16 protein-coding genes are annotated in these 18,572 nt (G+C 59.1%); 7 read left to right on the forward strand and 9 right to left on the reverse strand.

What is annotated here, in order from left to right; genetic code table 11:
• Positions 1-71: 71 nt before the first annotated feature.
• The 3 genes from ABD903_RS05155 to ABD903_RS05165 form a co-directional block, all read right to left on the reverse strand.
• Positions 72-2,678: a S8 family serine peptidase gene (locus ABD903_RS05155; RefSeq protein ID WP_345222008.1), complete on the reverse strand. Its 2,607-nt coding sequence runs from the start codon at positions 2,676-2,678 to the stop codon at positions 72-74.
• A gap of 480 nt (positions 2,679-3,158) precedes the next feature.
• Entirely contained in the window at positions 3,159-4,058 is a 900-nt protein-coding gene (locus tag ABD903_RS05160; protein ID WP_345222010.1) for an SDR family oxidoreductase, read from the reverse strand.
• A gap of 98 nt (positions 4,059-4,156) precedes the next feature.
• A complete protein-coding gene (locus tag ABD903_RS05165) occupies positions 4,157-4,849 on the reverse strand; it encodes a peptidylprolyl isomerase (protein WP_345222012.1) in 693 nt (230 codons plus the stop codon).
• Between the two features lie 398 nt (positions 4,850-5,247).
• Between ABD903_RS05165 and ABD903_RS05170 the strand changes: the two genes are divergently transcribed.
• Positions 5,248-5,889 carry a DUF2238 domain-containing protein gene (locus ABD903_RS05170; protein WP_345222014.1) on the forward strand — a complete coding sequence of 214 codons (642 nt, stop codon included), beginning with the start codon at positions 5,248-5,250 and terminating at the stop codon, positions 5,887-5,889.
• Between the two features lie 44 nt (positions 5,890-5,933).
• Here ABD903_RS05170 and hemC read toward each other — a convergent pair whose 3' ends face one another.
• The 5 genes from hemC to ABD903_RS05195 all read right to left on the reverse strand — a co-directional run bounded on the left by hemC (position 5,934) and on the right by ABD903_RS05195 (position 10,089).
• Positions 5,934-6,890, reverse strand: coding sequence for a hydroxymethylbilane synthase (gene hemC / locus ABD903_RS05175; RefSeq protein ID WP_345222016.1), 957 nt, complete (start codon positions 6,888-6,890; stop codon positions 5,934-5,936).
• A 68-nt stretch (positions 6,891-6,958) separates the two neighbouring features.
• On the reverse strand, positions 6,959-8,101 hold the full coding sequence (locus tag ABD903_RS05180) for a DNA polymerase III subunit (RefSeq protein WP_345222018.1): 1,143 nt from the start codon (positions 8,099-8,101) through the stop codon (positions 6,959-6,961).
• A 23-nt stretch (positions 8,102-8,124) separates the two neighbouring features.
• Entirely contained in the window at positions 8,125-8,403 is a 279-nt protein-coding gene (locus ABD903_RS05185) for a hypothetical protein (RefSeq protein WP_345222020.1), read from the reverse strand.
• Positions 8,404-8,426: 23 nt separating this feature from the next.
• Positions 8,427-9,662 carry a GlmU family protein gene (locus ABD903_RS05190; protein ID WP_345222022.1) on the reverse strand — a complete coding sequence of 412 codons (1,236 nt, stop codon included), beginning with the start codon at positions 9,660-9,662 and terminating at the stop codon, positions 8,427-8,429.
• Positions 9,663-9,840: 178 nt separating this feature from the next.
• Positions 9,841-10,089, reverse strand: a complete 249-nt coding sequence (locus ABD903_RS05195; protein WP_345222024.1) for a type B 50S ribosomal protein L31 — start codon at positions 10,087-10,089, stop codon at positions 9,841-9,843.
• 207 nt (positions 10,090-10,296) lie between these two features.
• Here ABD903_RS05195 and ABD903_RS05200 point away from each other — a divergent pair, with 207 nt between their 5' ends.
• The 5 genes from ABD903_RS05200 (at position 10,297) to secDF (ending at position 15,951) form a co-directional block, all read left to right on the forward strand.
• Complete coding sequence (locus ABD903_RS05200) at positions 10,297-10,710, forward strand: hypothetical protein (RefSeq protein WP_345222026.1); 414 nt, start codon at positions 10,297-10,299, stop codon at positions 10,708-10,710.
• Between the two features lie 176 nt (positions 10,711-10,886).
• Positions 10,887-11,468, forward strand: coding sequence for an RdgB/HAM1 family non-canonical purine NTP pyrophosphatase (rdgB, locus tag ABD903_RS05205; RefSeq protein ID WP_345222028.1), 582 nt, complete (start codon positions 10,887-10,889; stop codon positions 11,466-11,468).
• 157 nt (positions 11,469-11,625) lie between these two features.
• On the forward strand, positions 11,626-12,258 hold the full coding sequence (gene udk / locus ABD903_RS05210; RefSeq protein ID WP_345222030.1) for a uridine kinase: 633 nt from the start codon (positions 11,626-11,628) through the stop codon (positions 12,256-12,258).
• Positions 12,259-12,306: 48 nt separating this feature from the next.
• Complete coding sequence (locus tag ABD903_RS05215; protein WP_345222032.1) at positions 12,307-12,738, forward strand: hypothetical protein; 432 nt, start codon at positions 12,307-12,309, stop codon at positions 12,736-12,738.
• A 228-nt stretch (positions 12,739-12,966) separates the two neighbouring features.
• Positions 12,967-15,951 (forward strand): protein translocase subunit SecDF, encoded by a 2,985-nt coding sequence (gene secDF / locus ABD903_RS05220; protein ID WP_345222033.1) that lies wholly within the window; start codon positions 12,967-12,969, stop codon positions 15,949-15,951.
• Positions 15,952-16,278: 327 nt separating this feature from the next.
• On the opposite strand, the gene ABD903_RS05225 is transcribed toward secDF, so the two are convergent.
• A complete protein-coding gene (locus tag ABD903_RS05225; protein WP_345222035.1) occupies positions 16,279-16,902 on the reverse strand; it encodes a NifU family protein in 624 nt (207 codons plus the stop codon).
• A 213-nt stretch (positions 16,903-17,115) separates the two neighbouring features.
• Here ABD903_RS05225 and ABD903_RS05230 point away from each other — a divergent pair, with 213 nt between their 5' ends.
• Positions 17,116-18,486, forward strand: coding sequence for an HTTM domain-containing protein (locus ABD903_RS05230; protein WP_345222037.1), 1,371 nt, complete (start codon positions 17,116-17,118; stop codon positions 18,484-18,486).
• The last annotated feature ends 86 nt before the right edge of the window (positions 18,487-18,572 follow it).

Here is an 18,572-nt window from a genome sequence, read left to right on the forward strand (position 1 = left end):
GGCTTTTCTGTGGTATTCAGCGCCATTCGACTTACAGGATAGGTCGAGCAGTGCCGTGATAAATCCGAGGATTACAGGATTACCACCCGTCGCGTGGTAACAGGGCCACCAGGTGTGCTAATCCGAAAAATGTAAGTTCCCTGCTTTAACCCCGCCGGATCCACGGCGGGTATGGCGCCTGTTTCAGTGGTTTCACGCATCAGTCGGCCCCGTAGGTCGTAAATCCTGATGGTTACGGCTTCGCTGCTGCCGGTGACGATATTGAGCAGCTTGCCGTTGGGCACGGGGTTGGGGTACACCAGCACACTGCTTTCGTTAACCAGAATAACCGTTTCCAGTTGCGTGAAATACACTTTGCCATCGGTGGTGACCAGGCGCGCCCGATAATCGTAGTGCCCGGGCGTGGTAAGGTCGTCGGTAAAAGCCAGGCGCAGCTGCGCAATGTTGGTGATGGTTTGTACCGCCTCGAACCCGCTTTCCGTTTGCCGCTCCAGCGTGGCCGATTGCAGCCGGTACGTGCTGCCGATTTCCAGGTCAAACGTCACGGTATCGGTAACAATCTGGCGCGCCTGAAAACTCTTCACGTAACAGGAAACACCTTGCTCGGTGTAATCGAGGGTGTAACTGCGCTGACCTTCCAGCCCTTGTAAAATGGGTGCTACGGCAAAAAACACGTTGGAATCCTGGCGCCGGTCGACGAACAGCACGGTATCGGTCGTGAGCCGAAAAGGCTCCAGATGCGTGGCTCCTAGGCGGTATAGCTGGTACTGCGTGGCGCCGGGCACCCGTGGCCAGTACAGCAAAGCTTCTTCGGGGCAGGCATAGCCCACCTCCAATAATGGCCGCCGCGTAATGGTGACGTTACCCGAAGGCCACACGGCATTGCCCGCTACCAGCCGCACTTCGGCCACTTGTTCGGTGGGCGGCACGGTCCAGGTGTATTGCTGGTCTGTCAGATTTACGGCGCTGATGACCTGCCAAGCGTTGGTGCCGGCGTAGCGGTATTCGAGGCGGGCGGGCGTGGCGGCGCCGCGCCATTGCCAGCGCAGCACGTTGGCTTCGCTGGGGCGGAGGTTTTCACCGGCCAGGGGACGCGTCCAGCTAAAGCCGGCTTCCCACTCGTAGGCCAGACTAAAGGACTGCGGGCCGCTGGGCACGCTGTGGCCGCGCACTTGCAACTCGTAGGTGCCAGCAGCAGGTACGGCTACGGTTATCTGCTCGATATTATTCAGCCGGTCGATGCCGCGCCGCGCGGGCAATGCCAACGAATCGGCGTGCGGGAAGCTGCTGAGCACCCACGGCTGCCAGCGCCGACCGGTAGCCACGTGTACCAGTTCCAGATCCAGGTCGTTCACGAGGGCCCGAGCGGCATTGGCGGCGGCTTCGGCGTCGTGCCACGCCAGCGTAACCTTGAGCTGCTGCATGCCAGCGGGTACCGTTATAGGAAACGTACGCACGACGCCCTGCGTGCTGGCTGCTTCCACAAACCGGTTTTGGGAAATGGTTTGCACGGCTCCCAGAGCATCCACGCGGCCGTACCCGTTTTCGTAGTCTACTTCGGGGCGGCCACCATCGTCGGCGCTGTTCAACAGCACGGCTTTCAATAAGGATGCATTGGGCAGCGCACCGGCGTGCTGGTCGCGGTAGGCTTGCTGCACCAGCAGGCTTATCCCCGAAACCATGGCGGCAGCTTCGGAAGTGCCGCCGTCGCCGTACGCCACCAGTTCGGGCTTCACGCGCCCGTCGTGCGCCGGCCCGCGGGAGCTGCGTACCGAAACCTGGCCCAGCAAATCGGTAGCACCCACGCTCAGGGTGTTTTTCGACATCTTGAACTGGCCGGTGAGGTTGGCAAACTTGGCCACGCCGCGGTACAGGCCCTCGGTACTGGTTTGGTTGCCACTATTGCCGCTGGAAAACACGTGCAGGAGCTTCGGAAACTCCCGGGTGTGGCGGTCGTATTCGCGGGCTTCGGTGCCGTAATAGTTTTCGACACCGGCGCTGGAGCCATAGGAGTGGTTTTGCACCGAAACGCCGGCCTGCGTGAGGGTTTGGCCGTTATCGGGCAGAAACGAGGCGAAGCTGGCCGGCGTGAGCCGAGCCTGCCACGCTACGCCCTTGGCGCTGGGCCCTGAGTTGCCCGCTCCCGCAATAAGCGTGGACATAATGGTGGCATGCGGCGAGGTTATGGTACCCGCCGGTGCGCCATTCACCACCCGCCCTTTAAAATCGATGTCGGCCGGATCGAAGGCATTTTCTTTCACCGACACCACCAAGCCAGCTCCGGTAAGCTGCGGCAGCTGCCGGTGCACCAAACTGACGCGGTTGGCACTTAAATCGGCGAAGCTGATGAGTCGTTCTTCGCGGGCCGGACGCTCGGCCACATCCACAAACAGTACGGCGGGGCTGGCCGCTAACGCCTGAATTTGCGCGTTGCTTAGCCCCGTTACAGTAAATAAATCGGGGGCGTTGGGGGTAATTCGAGCTTTAGGAGCCTGCTGCCGTACCCATTGCTGCAAGGCCGCTGGCTGGCGGCTGCTCACGCGCACGGTTTGTAAGCTGCTGTTGCGGGCGGCGAGCTGGCGCAGGGGCGGCGCCAGCTTTTCCATTACTCCCTTCTCCCCTACCTGCGCATTGGCCGCCGTTCCCATTCCCCAGACCAAGGCCCAACCCAGAAGCATACGTCGCCAGTTGATTCCGTTCCTGCCCTGTCCTTGGAAGCCTGTCATAGTCCAGTTATGTGTGTAAAATATGCCGTAATAACATTCTGAAGCAGAAAACGGCATCGTTAAAGATAAAGATTTAACCGCTGCGAAAAACAAGCGGCCCGCAGGAGCCATACGTTGCGCTAAGGATCGAGGACATTCCTGGCGCGGCAGACTGGGATATTGCGGAAGCTGCCGCAGCCGTGAGCCGCATGACTGAGCTGCGGCCGGTGCAAAACCCTGTCATTGAACCGTCCCCTTGAGTTGGCAGGAGGCTGATGTGCTTGTGCTCCGAGACTAGGTTAGGTTGTAAAGCAGGGAAGTAGGTTTTAGCTGAGCCGGCGGACTGCGGTTAAAGCTAGTCGTCGTCCTCACGGTTATTGCCCTTCTGAAAAGCCCAAAACCCGACGCGGCCCAGGAGCCGCGTCGGTTTTAAAAATGAGTTGCAATGCCTCGCTAAGCTTGTGCTGCCACTATATCAATGCCTTCGGTAAAGCTGTGGGGGCGGTAACCCAACTCCTGCTCGGCTTTGGTGATAATGAAGCCCGTGCGCGGCGGGCGCTTGGCAGGCTGCGTGAACGTGCTGCCATCGGCCTCAACGATAAGCGACTTATCGAGGCTAAAATGATCGGCTACGCGCAAGGCAATGTCGTAGGGAGTGAGCAGTTCGCGGCCCGAGATATTGTAAATACCGCGGGCGTTTTGCTTGGCCATCAGCCAGCAGCCCTGGGCAAGGTCCTCGGCCAGCGTAGGGGTGCGCCACTGGTCGTTTACCACGTTAATCTGCTTGCCGGCCTGCAGCGAATTTCGCACCCACAGTACAATATTGGTGCGCCCGCCGCCGTGCAGCACCCCGTACACCAGTACGGTGCGCGCAATGGCCCAACGAAGCCCGGGAGCTTCCATCACAGCTTGCTCGGCGGCTAGTTTGCTGCGGCCGTAGTGGCTGATGGGGTTGGGCTCGGCATCCTCGGTAAGCGGGCCGTGCGTGCCGTCGAAAATGAAATCGGTGCTTAGGTGCGTCAAGTGGATGTTGAGGGCAGCGCAGGTGCGGGCTAGGTTTTCGGTGGCCGTTACATTTTGCAGCCAGCAGGCATCCTGGTTTAGCTCGCATTCGTCCACGTTGGTCATGGCCGCGGTGTGAATGACGTGCGTGGGCTGCACCTGAGCCAGTACCTGCTCTACCTGAGCAGCCTCAGTCACATCGAGGGCCGCAAAGGTGAGGTTGGGGTAGAGCTCGGCCAGGCGGTTAGAACCACGCGAGGTAGCAATTACCTCCACGTCGGGTTCCTGGTGCAGCAAGCCAATCAGTTTTTGACCCAACAGGCCGTTGGCCCCGGTAATAAGAAGACGCATGGTGGGCGAATGATGAATGATGAAATATCAATGATGAATTACCTGACACCGGAAGTCAACGCATAGCAAACGCCCCGTTCCGAATTCACCATTCTGAATTAATACTTGTAGCCGTACAGCTCGGTTATTTTCTTCTTCTTCAGCTTATCCACCTTCACCGTCATTTTCACGGCTTCGGTGGGGCGGTCCATTTCGTTGCGCGGGGCCTGGGCAATTTTATTCACCACGTCCTGCCCCTGAATAACCTGCCCAAAAACCGTGTACTGGCCATTCAGGTGGGGCGTTCCGTTGGGGTTTTGCACAATGTAGAACTGCGAGCTACTGCTGGCCCGCTGCGGGTTTACGAAGTCGCCCTGGCGGGCGGCGGCCACGGCCCCGAACTGGTGCTTAAACTCGGGCCGTATTTCGGCCGGAATAGTGGGGTCGGTGGGCTGGCCCTGGCCGTCGTTGCTGGGGTCCGCATCCTTGGAGTTGGCGTCGCCGCCCTGCACCATGAAGTTGGGAATGACGCGGTGGAACGTAGTGCCGCTGTAAAACCCGTTTTTCGCCTTGGCCAGAAAGTTGGTTTTGTGCAGGGGCGTTTGGTCGAAAAGCACCAGCCGGATGTCGCCCAGCGCTGTGCCGTTCTGGCTGACGCTCAGCGTTACCACTTCGTCTTTCTTGCTGGGCTTGGGGAGCTTTACTTTCGTTTTGGCCTTGGCTTCGGCAGGTTGTTGCGCCTGAAGTGCCGGGGCCGAAAACAACATCAGCGCAGCCGCAAAGAAGGCCGCCATGCGCACGGGAACAGACATAAGCACGGAAGGAATGGGAGGTTTGGGGAGGCAAATTACGCGGTTTCCGCCAAGCATACGGTTCAGCTGGCCCGCTTCAGGCGGAAGCAATTGTCCCTTGAATCCCAAGTGCGGTTGCATGCCCTGCCCGATCTTTCACTCCGCGTTTCCGCTTCTGAAGTAGGTTTGCGTACTACTTCCTTCATTAAGCGCACCCACAAGTAGAGGACAGTCGCGCCGTAGCCACCGCATATTGTCGGCGCCGAAGTCGTATCGGTGGGCTGGTTCGGGCGTAACGCAAGACGGACCATGCTGAAGTGAGGCGAATCAGTTGGGGCGTATGAACTAGGCTGTGGCGACAAGACGAAAGTTTACGTATGCGGCCCCAAGCCGGCTTATCGGGGCTCACTTCCTATTCCATGTCAGTACCCACTCCTTCCCGGGCTTCCTGGTTTCCTAAACTGCTGCTCGGTGCTTACCTCGCGCTGTTCACCGCGCTGGCCATCACTCCTTACAGTCGCAGTACCTGGGTGGCCGAAAACCTGCCCATTGTGCTCATCGTGGCCGTTTTGGTGGTGCTGTACCTGCGCGGCACCCGCTTCTCAAACCTGGCTTACGCCCTAATGAGCGTGCTGATTTTCCTGCACACCATTGGCGGCCATTATACTTTCGAGCGGGTGCCGTTCGAGTGGTTTAATCAGCTGTTTGGTTTCCAGCGCAACATGTACGACCGGGTGGCGCACGTGAGCGTGGGCTTCTTCGCCTTTGCCATTCTGGAACAAATAGACCGCACGAACACCATTCGGGTGCGCTGGGTGGCGTATTCGTTTGCGCTGTGCGTTATCGGCACCGTGGCTATGAGCTACGAAGTTATCGAGTGGCTGTACGCCGATATGAGCGACCCTACGGCCGGCGCCGCGTTTCTCGGTAGCCAAGGCGACATTTGGGACGCGCAGAAGGACATGCTGGCCGACACCAGCGGCGCGGTGTTGGCGCTGGCCATTTATGCCATACGCAGCCCCTTCCGCACAGCAACGCCCGAGCGCAACGCAGTAGCTTAATCAGCAACGCGTAGTGCCCGGGCGTGGTGAACCTTCCTCTAACCTTAAAACGTACCCGACTCCGAGTGCCGATGCTCACGGATTTCGGCCAGAATCTGCACGCCGCCGCGGCTCAGCACGGCTTCGGCCGTAGCGTGGCCCAGCTCTTCGGCCGCAGCGGGGTCGGTGGTGCTGCGGATTTCCTCGATGTACTGCTGCCCATCGAGACTGATGAGGCCACCGTGGAGTTGTAAAGTGCCTTCGTCGGTGAACGTGGCCAGGGCAAACGACGGAATGCTGCAGCCGCCTTCCATGGTGCGTAAAAAAGAGCGTTCGGCCAGCAGGCAGGTGTGCGTATCGGGGTCGTCGAGCAGGTTGCGCAGGGCCAGCTTGCGGGGCAGATCCAGGCTTTTGGCGCACTCGATGGCTACCGAACCCTGGCCGGCAGCGGGCACAAACTGCGTTGCCGACAACACGTTTACAATCAACTCGTCGTACTCCATGCGGTGCACGCCGGCGAAGGCCAGCACCAAGGCATCGTATTGGCCTTCTTCCAGCTTGCGCAAACGCGTTTGCAGGTTGCCGCGCGCTTCGGCCGTAATAATGTGCGGGTAATGCTTCTTGAACAAAGCGCGGCGGCGGGTGCTGCTGGTGCCCAGCACAATATCGGGCTGATCGAGCGAGAAACTGGGGTCGAAACTCACGATAACATCGTTCACCTGCTCGCGCTTCATGAAGGCCAGCAGCTCCAAATCGTCGGGAATTTGGCTTTGCACGTCTTTGGCACTGTGCACGGCAATATCGATGTGCCCGGTGCGCAGGCTTTCTTCCAGCTCTTCGGTGAACACGCCCTTGGCCCCTATTTTATCGAGCGAACGGTCGAGCACCACGTCGCCTTTGGTAGTAATGATGACGATTTCGGTGCGGAGGCCAGCGGCATGGAGCGTATCGGCCACGTGGTGCGCTTGCCACAATGCCAGCTTGCTGCCGCGCGTGCCGATTCGGATAGGAAGGTGACTCATCGGATCAAGAATATTTAAGGCCGGAATGCGGAGGTAAATGAACGAGGATTAGCAACAAAACCGCTCGATTAAGCGCCTGGGACGGGTACCCGCAGCCACTCGGCCAGTTGTAACGACGTATCGACAAACACGATGCGCGGGTTGGCGTTGCGTTCGATGTGAAAATGAGCGTCGTTTAGCTCGCGGGTAAGGTCGTCGGCGTTCAGGCGGTGCACAAACTGGCAGAAGCGACTGATGAACGTATGCTCCTGCGCGGGCAGGTGCGGCACCAGCTGCGGATCGAGGCCGTAAAGCAGCACTTTGCGCGTGAGGCTGAGGGCGTACTGCAAAAACTCCTTCTGGTTTTCGCGGCCCAGCTTCTGAAAGTTGTCGGCCCCGGAAGCAATTTTCTCCACGTTCAGGCCGTAGCAGGCGCGCATCCAGTCGGCGTAACAGGTAAAGTAGTCGTTGCCGTCCTGGTTGCGGCCCGCCAAGGCAGCCCCCAAATTGCCTTCACTAATTTGAGCCAGCTGCCGCGCCTTGGCTTCGGGTACTCCGAAGTGCGTGGCCAGGTGCTGGGTTACTTCGTCGTCGCGGAATTGGCGCACCGGCACCAGCTGCACGCGGCTCAGGATGGTGGGCAACAGCTTGTCGGGCTGCTGGCACACCAGCAGAAACACAGTGGCGGGCGGCGGCTCTTCCAGCAGCTTGAGCACGGCATTGGCGGCGGCCGGATGCATCAGTTCGGGCAGCCAGATAACCACCAGCTTGAACTGCGCCTCAAAGGCCTTCAACGACACCAGCTTGAGCAGCTGCACGGCCTCGTCTTTAGAGATGTTGCCTTGTTTGTTTTCGGCCCCGATGTGCTGCATCCAATCGTTCAGGCCTTGGTAGGCACCGCCCTCAGCCAATGCAAACGTGCGCCACTCGGCCGCAAACTTGTGGCTAAGCGCGTCTTTGCTCACCTGCTTGGTAGTGGTTACGGGCAGAATGAAGTTCAGGTCGGGGTGTACCAGCCGGTCGATTTTGCGGCAGCTGGCGCACTGCCCGCAGGAATCTTGCGGCTGCCGGTCTTCGCAGTTCAGGTACGCGGCATACGCCAGCGCCAGGGCCAGCGCGCCCGAGCCATCGGCCCCGCGAAACAGCTGCGCGTGTGCCACGTGCTGCCGCTGCACGCTTTGCACCAGTACTTGTTTTACTTCCTCCAGACCGGGAATATCAGCGAAACGCATTTGGGCAAGTTAACAGAAGCCGCTTACACCAGGTATTTGCCCAGCACCTTGAACATAACCATGCGCAGCACCAGGGTTAGCACCATAATGCCCAGCGCATACAGGGCTTTTTGCGAGGTGGGAATAGGCTTGCGCAACGCCTTAAAGAGCAGCCATATGCCTATTATCGTTATAACCAGCGAAACCAAGCCGTAGCGCCACGACACCCGGGCGAAGTCCAGGAAATTTCCTCCCACCAGCGCGGCCACCAGAAAGGCAGCCATGCCGTAATCTGCCTTGCGCAATTCCTGCTCTTCGGCCATAATCGTTTCAGAATAGGTTGATTTTACAGTTCAAAGCTGACGTCGCTGGCGGGCGTAGCGGGTTTGTCCCACACGCGGTCTTTCGCCGTTAGTTCGAACACCTTGGCCATAATGCCTTGTTCCACCTCATCGTAAGGTAGGTGCCGCCGCGCCATTACGCGCTCGGCTACTTCGCCGGCTTTGGGCAACCGGAAAGTTTCGAAGCCGGCCGCGCCGCCCCAGCTGAAGGAGGGAATAAACTGCCGTGGAAAACCGGCCCCGAATACGTTGGCCGCCACGCCCACCACCGTACCGGTGTTGAACATGGTGTTAATGCCGCACTTGCTATGGTCGCCCATCATCAGGCCGCAAAACTGCTGCCCGGTGTTCACGAAACGGCCGCTGGCGTGGCTCCATACCTTTACCGGAGCGTAGTTGTTTTTCAGATTCGAGGTGTTGGTATCGGCCCCCAGGTTGCACCACTCGCCAATTACGGAGTTGCCGAGGTAGCCATCGTGCCCCTTGTTGGAGTAGCCGAGCAGAATGGAGTTGCCTACCTCGCCGCCCACCTTGCAGTGCGGGCCCACGGTGTTGTCGCCGCGCATTTTGGCGCCGGCGTTGATGTGCGAGCCTTCGCCCAGGGCCAATGGGCCTTTGATGATGGCGCCCTCGTGCACCTGCGAGTTTTTACCGAGGTAAATGGGACCGTCTTCGGCGTTAAGAATAGCGGCCCGAATCTTCACCCCTTCTTCGATGAAGATATTTTCGGGGGCGTACACAATGGTATGCGCGTCGTTCACCGGCTGCGAAGTGCGGCCAGCCGTGAGCAAATCAAAGTCGCGGCGGATTTCGGCGCCGTTGCGCAAAAACAGGTGCCAGGGTCGGCTGATAATGGTTACCGGTTCGGCCACTTGCCTGGTGGTGGCAAACCCGTCCTGAATCAGCTCGGCTACTTTGGAAGCGTCGGCAAGGTTGGCGGCCACCAGCACGTCGTCGCTGTACAGCACTTCGCCGGGCTGCAGCTGTTGCACCTGCAGGGTCAGCACGTCGTCGGGGCACACGGCGCCGTTAATTACCAGGGCCGGCCCCTCGGCGGGCGCCGCCGGAAACTTGGCTTGCAGGTAGGGCTCGGTGAGGTAATGCACCGGCTGGCCCAAGCGGTGCTCCCATTTCTCGGCCAGCGTGAGAATCCCGCAACGCAGGGCCGCTACGGGCCGCGTGAAGGTGAAGGGCAGCAAGTGGGGCCGAATGGCCGGGTCGTCGAAGAGTAGAACGGTCATCGGGGTAGTCGGTTTTCAGCAGCGCGTTGGTCGGGTAGCCACGCCGGGTACGAGGCGCAAAGGTCGGTTTCCTGGGGCCAGTTCAAAAACAAAAACTCCCGCCGGCAGGGCCAACGGGAGTTTTCGGTGCGTTGTTGCCGGTTGAGGAAACAACTGACAACCCGCAACAGGCAGTTTACTAAGCCTTTTTTGCGTAGCGGCTGCGGAATTTCTCCACGCGGCCCGCGGTGTCGATGAACATGTTCTTGCCCGTGTAGAACGGGTGCGACTGGCTGCTAACTTCCACCTTGATGACGGGGTAAGTTTTGCCGTCTTCCATCGTGATGGTCTCGTTCGAGCTCATGGTCGAACGGGTGATGAATTTGAAGTCGCTCGAGGTGTCCTGGAACACGACCTCGCGGTACTCGGGGTGGATGTCTTTTTTCATGACGCGAAAAGCGGTTAATTCCTTCTGGCCCTGCCGATTTTGCGGAAGGGAGGGCAAAGGTACATAGCTGAAACTGAAATCAAAAGCGCCAACCTTTTTTTCCACGTCCTCTGCTTGGTAGGGTGCTGATAATTCCCGGAAATGGTTATTTTTGGACCAGCCCGGCTCGTTTTCCCCGCCTCCATCCCGCTCCCGCAGCGTTGCCGCATGATCCGCAAACCGCTACTATCTCTACTGAGCGTATTTCTGTTGGCGCTTTCCACGGCTTGGGCAGTTACCGTAACCCTATTTCAGGCCACGCCCGACGGCACCTCTGTACGCGTGGAATGGGAGGTAGTCAGCGAAACGGGGGTTCATTCCTTCGATGTAGCGCGCCGCAACGGATCCGACCCGGCTTTTGAGCGCATTGCCAATGTTACGCCCACCGGGCAGCGCCGTTATCAGTACGTAGATGCCAACCTGTACCGCGGTACTACAGCAGCCGCCGCCAATGGCGGCCCTTACACGTACCGCCTCATCGTACATAGCTCTAACGGCGACCAGACTTACACCACCAACCTCTCCCAAACTCCTAGCGCCGTACAACGCTCCTGGGGCAGCATCAAGTCGATGTTTCGGTAAGGCCAGTGCTAGGAGCTAGGAGCTAGGAGCTAGGAGCTAGGAGGGTACTTTGTTTTAACAGAACCAAGCAACCGGCCCGACCGGTTTTTTTGTGTGTGCCCCAGTCTGGTACTTTTGTTCTGGTATCGTCTCCGGCAGCCTGCTTCCTGTCTCCTAGCTTCTAGCTCCTCCCCTTCATGCGCCTTTGCTTTGCTTCGAATAACGCCCACAAGCTTGAGGAAATCCGGCCGTTGCTGCCCGCTGGCACCGAGCTCCTGAGTTTAGCTGACATCGGCTGCCAGGAAGAACTGCCGGAAACCCAGGATACGCTGGAGGGAAACGCCTTGCAAAAAGCGCAGTACGTGTGGGAGCATTACGGCATACCCTGCTTCGCCGACGATACCGGCCTGGAAGTAACGGCGCTCAACGGCGAGCCGGGCGTATACTCGGCCCGCTATGCCGGCCCACAACGCTCGGCCGCCGATAACGTGCAAAAGCTGATTCGCGAGTTGGAGGGCCAAACCGACCGTACTGCCCGGTTCCGTACCGTGGTGGCACTGGTGCTGAGCCCCGACGAGAAGCACCTGTTTGATGGCACGGTACAAGGCACCATCATTCCGGAGCAGCGCGGCGCCGGGGGCTTCGGCTACGACCCCGTGTTTGTGCCCACCGAAGGCGACGGCCGCAGCTTCGCCGAAATGCCGCTGGCTGCTAAAAACCAGCTGAGCCACCGCAGCCGGGCCGTAAGCAAGCTGGTTGCTTTTCTGAATCACCGCTAGCCGGTACGGGTGTAAGCCAGTTGCGGCCGGAATTACCCGCTCGGCTGCCCCGAAACGAAACGTTGCGGCGGGTGGCCGTAATTTTAGGTCGGTGGTTCCGGCCGAAGTGCCTACTTTTGCAAGGTTGGTCCAGCCACAACGCCCGCTTTTCCCCTTCATGCAAAAACCTTTCATCGTCGGCATTACCGGGGGCAGCGCCTCGGGTAAAACCACCTTTCTGCGCCGCCTGCTGGCCGCGTTTCCCGAGGACGAAATCTGCCTGATTTCGCAGGATAACTACTACCACCCCCGCGAAACCCAGCAGGTAGACGACCAGGGCGTTACCAATTTCGACCTGCCGTCGTCCATCGACTCAGCCGCTTACGCCGCCGATGTAATGGAAATCAGCAAGGGCCGGGAAGTACGCCGGCCCGAGTACACCTTTAACAACCCCGGCGCCACGCCCAAGGAGTTGGTATTCAAGCCGGCCCCCATTGTGGTGGTAGAAGGCATTTTCGTGTTCTACTTCGAGGAAGTGGCCAAGCTGCTCGACCTGAAGGTGTACATCGATGCCCGGGAACACGTGAAAGTGTTGCGCCGAATTGTGCGCGACCGGGACGAGCGTGGCTACGACCTGGAGGACGTACTGTACCGTTACACGCACCACGTAGCGCCGACTTACGAGAAGTATATCAAGCCTTTTAAGCAGGATGCAGACCTCATTATTCCCAACAACCGTCACTTCGACAAAGGACTGGATGTGCTGGTTTCGTTCCTGAAAACGAAGGTAACGAAGGCTTCGCCCGCGTAACCGCGCCGCTGCTTTCCCGGCACGTTTTTGCGTTTTGCTAGCATCTTGATGGCCCGCTTCTTTCCCGAAGCGGGCCATTTGGCTATATTTGTAGCCTTGTTGCCTATCGTGCTGTTTCTCACCGCCATATTGCCCCGTTTGCGCTTCAGCCTCCTGGCCGTCACTCTGCTGATGGTGGTGGGCCTGAACAACCAGGCCGTGGCCACCTTTAAGGCGGCGCCGGCCAAGGCCGGTACTACCCGGGTGAGCAGCGTGCCTAAGGGCACGGTAGTAAAGCAAAAAGTAACGCTGGAAGCCACTGCGCCGCTGGGCCCCTGGCTGGTGCCCACGGGCGACGCATGGCTGCCAACGCTGCCCGCGTCCTCCGTTCTGCCGACTTTTCGGCCTTTGCCAGCGGCTCCGCAGCCGCGGCCCTGCGCCGTTCCCGATTGGTTCCGCACCCGGCTGCTCGAAGCCGCTCTTTCGCCGCACGCTCCCTAAGTACCGAGTCCGGTTGACCAAACGAGTTAAAAGCCGCTGAGGTCAACACCCCGGTACCCGGCAAGCCCTGTGCTTGCGCTGGCCTGCCTCTGCGGCGGCCGCGGCAGCTTCCGAACATAAACGGACTGCCTTTCCGAAAATCCGCTTTGGCTTCAGCCCTGGGTTATTCGCTTGTTGCCCGACTTATGTGGCGGGCAGCTTTTCCAGCAACATCCTACCTTCTTTTCAATGCGTAACAAAGGTTTAGTCATTACGCTGACGCTTATCGTGTCGGCGTTGTGCGTGTACTTCCTCTACTTTACGGCCATTTCGCGGCGTGTGCAGAACGACGCCGTGGAATACGCCACCCGCAACGGCCGGGTAGACCAGCAGCAGCGCCAGCACTACCTCGACTCGGTGTGGCGTGCTCCGGTCACCAACATTATGGGTGTTGATTACACCTACCGCGACGTGCGCGCTTCGGAACTGGGCCTCGGCCTTGACCTGAAAGGCGGCATGCACGTAACGCTGGAAGTGTCGCCGGTGGAGATTGTGCGGGCCATGGCCGGCAACTCCAAAGACCCTAAGTTCAACCAAGCCATTCAGCGCGCCCAGCAGTTGCAGAAGCAGAACCCGAGCACGTCGTTCACGGCCCTGTTTGCGCAGTCGTTCCGCGAAGTAGCGCCCGGCGACAAGCTGGCCCGCATTTTTGCCAACACCACCAACAAGAGCCGCGGCATCGACATCAACTCGACCGACCAGAAAGTGCTGCAGGAGGTAGACAAGGAAGTGGAAGAAGCCATTGACCGCGCTTTCCGCATTCTGCGTACCCGCGTGGATAAATTCGGTGTAAACCAGCCAAACATTCAGCGCGTGAAAGGCACCGGCCGCATTCAGATTGAATTGCCCGGTGTAGACAACCCCGACCGTGTGCGCAAGCTGCTGCAAGGCCAGGCCAAGCTGGAGTTCTGGGAAGTGTACAAGCAGGACGAGTTCTACCCTTACTTGGCTCAGCTCGACGCCATCATCAAAGCCAAAGACGACGCTACCAAGCCCGCCACTACGGCCGCAGCCACCACGGCTGCTACCGACACGGCCGCTACGGCTGCCGCTGGCGACTCTACCTCCCTGGCTGCTCAGCTGGCCAAGAAAAATGCCGCTACCGACACGGCCAAAACGGCTCAACAAGCTGGCTCGGGCTTGGCGAAATACTTCACCATGCCCGGCACGCTGGGCGCCAACCTGCGCGACACCGCCCGTGTAAACGACCTGCTGGCTTCGGCTGAAGTAAAGGCGGTATTGCCGCCCAACATGACGTTCCTGTGGGACGTGAAGCCGACCGTAATTGAAGGCCAGGAATACCTGCAGCTGAACGCCATTCGCAAGCAGCCCGGTGCTAATGCTCCGCTCGGCGGCGACGTGGTATCGGACGCCCGTCAGGATTACGACCAGGGCGGCCGTCCCGAGGTAAGCATGCAAATGAACCCCTCGGGTGCTAAGAAATGGCAGAAACTGACCGCGGCCAGTATTGGCAAGCAGGTAGCCATTGTGCTTGACGACTACGTGTACTCGGCGCCGGTGGTACAGTCGGAAATTGCCGGTGGCAACTCCAGCATTTCGGGCAACTTCACCATTGAAGAAGCGCAAGACTTGGCCAACGTACTGAAGGCTGGTAAACTGCCAGCTCCCACGCGCATCGTGGAAGAAGCCGTAGTGGGTCCGTCACTCGGTCAGGAAGCCATTAACCAGGGCCTGTACTCGTCGTTGGCTGGTTTGGCAGTTATCATGCTGTTCATGGCCTTCTACTACGGCCGTGCCGGTTTGGTAGCCGACGCCGCTCTGCTCTTCAACATGTTCCTGATCCTGGGTGTATTGGCCCAGTTCGGCACCGCACTCACGCTGCCCGGCATTGCCGGTATGGTACTCGTAATTGGTACTTCGGTTGATGCCAACGTACTGATCTTCGAACGTATTCGAGAAGAACTAAGCCACGGTTTGCTGGTGAAGGACGCCATTAACAAAGGCTACTCACGCGCTTTCTCTGCCATTTTTGACTCGAACGTTACCACGCTTATCGTAGCCATCATCCTGGGCTTCTTCGGTACGGGTCCGGTACAAAGCTTCGCCGTAACGCTGGGCATTGGTGTATTCACCTCGTTCCTGTCGGCCGTGTACGTGTCGCGCCTCATCATTGAGTGGCTCACCAAAGGCAAGGAAACGTCGGCCATTACCTTCTCCACGTTCCTGTCGCGCAAGCTGTTCCAAGGCGTGAACTTCGACATCGTGGGCAAGCGCAAGCTGGCTTACATCGGCTCGGCACTTTACATCACCATCGGCTTTGTGCTGATGGCCATTCAAGGCGGCCCGAACCTGGGCGTAGACTTCCGCGGCGGCCGCGCCTACGTAGTCGATTTCAACAAGGCTGAGGTTTCGTCGGACGTACGCGCAGCCTTGGTCGATGACTTCCAGGGTGCGGGTACCGAGGTAAAAACCTACGGATCGGCCAACCGCTTGCGTATCACTACCGGCTACCTGGCCGATGACGAAAGCATTGAAGCAGACAAGAAAGTAGAAGCTGCCTTGCTGCAAGGCCTGAAGCAGTTTGGCGCCGATAACCCGCAAATCCGCAGCACCTCGAAAGTAGGCGCTACCATTGCCGACGACATCAAACGCACTTCGGTACTGAGCCTGGGCCTCACCCTGCTGGCCATTTTCGTGTACGTGTTGTTCCGCTTCGAGAAGTGGCAGTACTCCATGGCCGCCGTTGTGGCCCTGTTCCACGATGCCCTGTTCATTATTGCCACCTACCCCATTGCGCGGGCCATGGGCCTGAATCTGGAAATGGATCAGGTGTTTGTGGCGGCCGTGCTGTCGGTACTGGGTTACTCCATGAACGACACCGTAGTTATCTATGACCGTATTCGAGAGTACCTGCGTGAAAACCCGAAGCTGACGTTTGCCCAGGTGGTGAACCCGGCCTTGGTTAGCACGTTCTCGCGCACCATGATTACCGCCACTACCGTTCTGATGGTAGTTGTTGTGCTCTTCATCTTCGGTGGCGAAACGCTGCGCTCGTTCTCGTTTGCCATGATTATTGGTATGCTGGCCGGCACGTACTCGTCGCTGTTCATTGCAGCTCCGCTAATCCTCGACACGTACGGCGACAAGCAAAAAGGCCACGTGGGCACGCCCACCGATGCCGACGCCCCCAAGCTGTCGACGGCTATCCAATAGCCGGCTCGCTCCTGTGTAAGCGCAGGAAAGCATTGCAAACAACAACGCCCGGCCTACTCGGCTGGGCGTTGTTGTTTGCAGCTGCGTCGGAGTTGTTTAGGATTAGTTGCCATTCTTCAGCTAATCAATGGGCATAACCTAAAGGGATAGAATGGTTATTTAGACCTTAAGCGCCAGGCAGGCGTAGCGGCATCTACACAAGCTTGTACTCCCAAGCTGCAAGTTCAACGAACCGCTCCGGCTGGCCCTTAAACGCAAAACGCCCGACCTCACAGGCCGGGCGTTTTGCGTTGCTCGCTTTCAAGAACTGAAAGCGTAAAATTTACTCTAGAAGCTGGCGGTAACGCCTTCGGCTACCACTTCGGTTACCTGCGGCACCATGCGCTTGAGCAGGTTTTCGATGCCCGACTTAAGCGTAACCGTAGCCGAGGGGCAGCCCGAGCACGAGCCTTGCAGGTTCACGGTAACCACGCCTTCGCGGTAGCTTTTGAAGGTGATGTTGCCACCATCCTGCTCCACGGCGGGGCGCACGTAGTTATCGAGCAGATCGATGATTTTCTGGGCGGTTTCCTGGTCTTCCAACGAGTGGTCGGCGCCGGCGGCTTGCTGAGCGGCACGCTGTTCGGCGGCAGGGTCGACGAGGAAAATCGGGCCGCCCGACTCCACGTACGATTTCAGGAAGGTGCGCAGCTCGGGAATGAGCTGGGTCCAGCCGTGCTCCGAGGTTTTGGTAACGGTTACGAAGTTCGCGGCAATGAACACGCGGCCCACGTAATCGAACTTGAACAGCTCCTGGGCCAGCGGTGAGTTGCTGGCTTCTTCGGCGCTGGGGTAGTCAACACTTACCCCCTCGCTCAGGAGTTGCGTGTTTACCACAAACTTCATCGATTCGGGGTTCGGAGAGGCTTCGGCGTATATGGACACCGAGCCGGCGGGGGCAGTAGTATTCATGATGAGACGGTGCTACGTATGTCGTTAGAGAAGGCCGCCGCAGGGCGGAACAATGGTATAACCGCAACGAGCGGCTGGTGGTTGCAAAGGTAGTGGAATGACCGCAGCTACCCTCCTGCCCCGTGACTTCACAGCAAGTCTTCGGCCGCAAGCCGTACGGTGCCGTAACATTGCCCGGCCAACGTTCAAGGCAGAACGCTGACTGCAGACCTTATGCCCGCATTACGGCTCACGCACACCTTGTTTCGCCCCGTTGATATTGCTTGGCTGGTGTATTTCCGGCTGGGAGCAGGTGTTTTGCTGGCGCTGGAACACGCCGGCGGCATGGTGCTGGGGCGGGTACGCAACTACATCGATCCACAGTTTCACTTGCGCTACATGGGCTGGGAATGGCTGCCGCACCCGCCCCCCATCGTTATCTACGGCATATATGCGCTGGTAGTAGCCGCCGGCATTGCCGTGGCCGCGGGCTTCCGCTACCGTTTGGCGGCCGCACTGCTCAGTTTGGGGTACGTGCTGCTGATGTTGCTGGAGGAAACCGAGTACATCAACCACTTTTACCTCTACGCCTTGGTGGCCGCCGTGCTGGCCGTGCTGCCGGCCCACCGCGCCGCCTCCGCCGATGTGCGCGCCGGCCGCGTAGTGCCCGCCGCTACCGTCCCGGCCTGGACACGCCTGGTGTTGCTGTTTCAGATCAGCCTGGTTTATGTGTTTGCCGCTTTGGCCAAAGTAAATCCGGACTGGCTGGAGGCACGGCCCTTGTCCGTATGGCTGGCGGCCAAGGCTAATTATCCGCTTATTGGCGGGCTGCTGGCCAGTCCTGTTACGCCTTGGCTGATGAGCTACGGCGGCTTGGTGTTCGATGCGCTGGTGGTTCCGTTGCTGCTTTGGAAACGTACGCGGCCGTGGGGATTTGCAGCCGCGGCGCTGTTTCACTTGCTGAACGTGGTCATTTTCGGCTTGGGCACCTTTCCGTGGTTTTCGCTGCTGATAACGAGCTTGTTCTTTGCCCCGGACTTTCCGCGCCACCTGCCCGGTTTTGTGGGCCGGTGGTTTCGCACGCGCCTTCCCGCTTCACTCAGTACCCTGAACCCAACTGGCGGTTCCGTTCCCGCACTGCCGCCCCGCCACACGCGCCGCCTGGTGCTGGCTGTACTGGCGGGGTTCGTGGCAGTGCAGGTATTCCTGCCTCTGCGGCACTTTTTATACCCGGCCGACGCCCACTGGACCGAAGAGGGCCACCGCTTCAGTTGGCACCTGATGTTGCGCGCCAAGTCCGGCACGGCCCGTTTCCGGGTGCAATTGCCCGGTGGCCGCGAAGACATGGTGTGGCCCGATACTTACCTGACGCGCAACCAGCTCAACAAACTCACCGACAGTCCCGACCTGCTTCTGCAGTTCGCGCACCTACTGGCCGCGGACTACCGCCGGCGTGGCCTGACGCCTTTGGCAGTGTTTTGCCACTCCGAATTGAGTCTGAACGGTCATCCGGCCCAACCACTGGTTGCGCCCACCACCAACCTGCTGGCTTGCCGGCGGAGCCTGGGCCATAACGGCTGGATACTGCCGAGTCCGGTGAAGTAGGACCAGGCCATGTTTATTTTCTTCAAGGTGGAGGAATGGTCGCGCAACGTGCAAATTGGAACCCGACCATGCACACTCAATGAAGC

It is taken from the genome of Hymenobacter koreensis (assembly GCF_039541855.1).
Classification (GTDB): Bacteria; Bacteroidota; Bacteroidia; order Cytophagales; family Hymenobacteraceae; genus Solirubrum; species Solirubrum koreensis.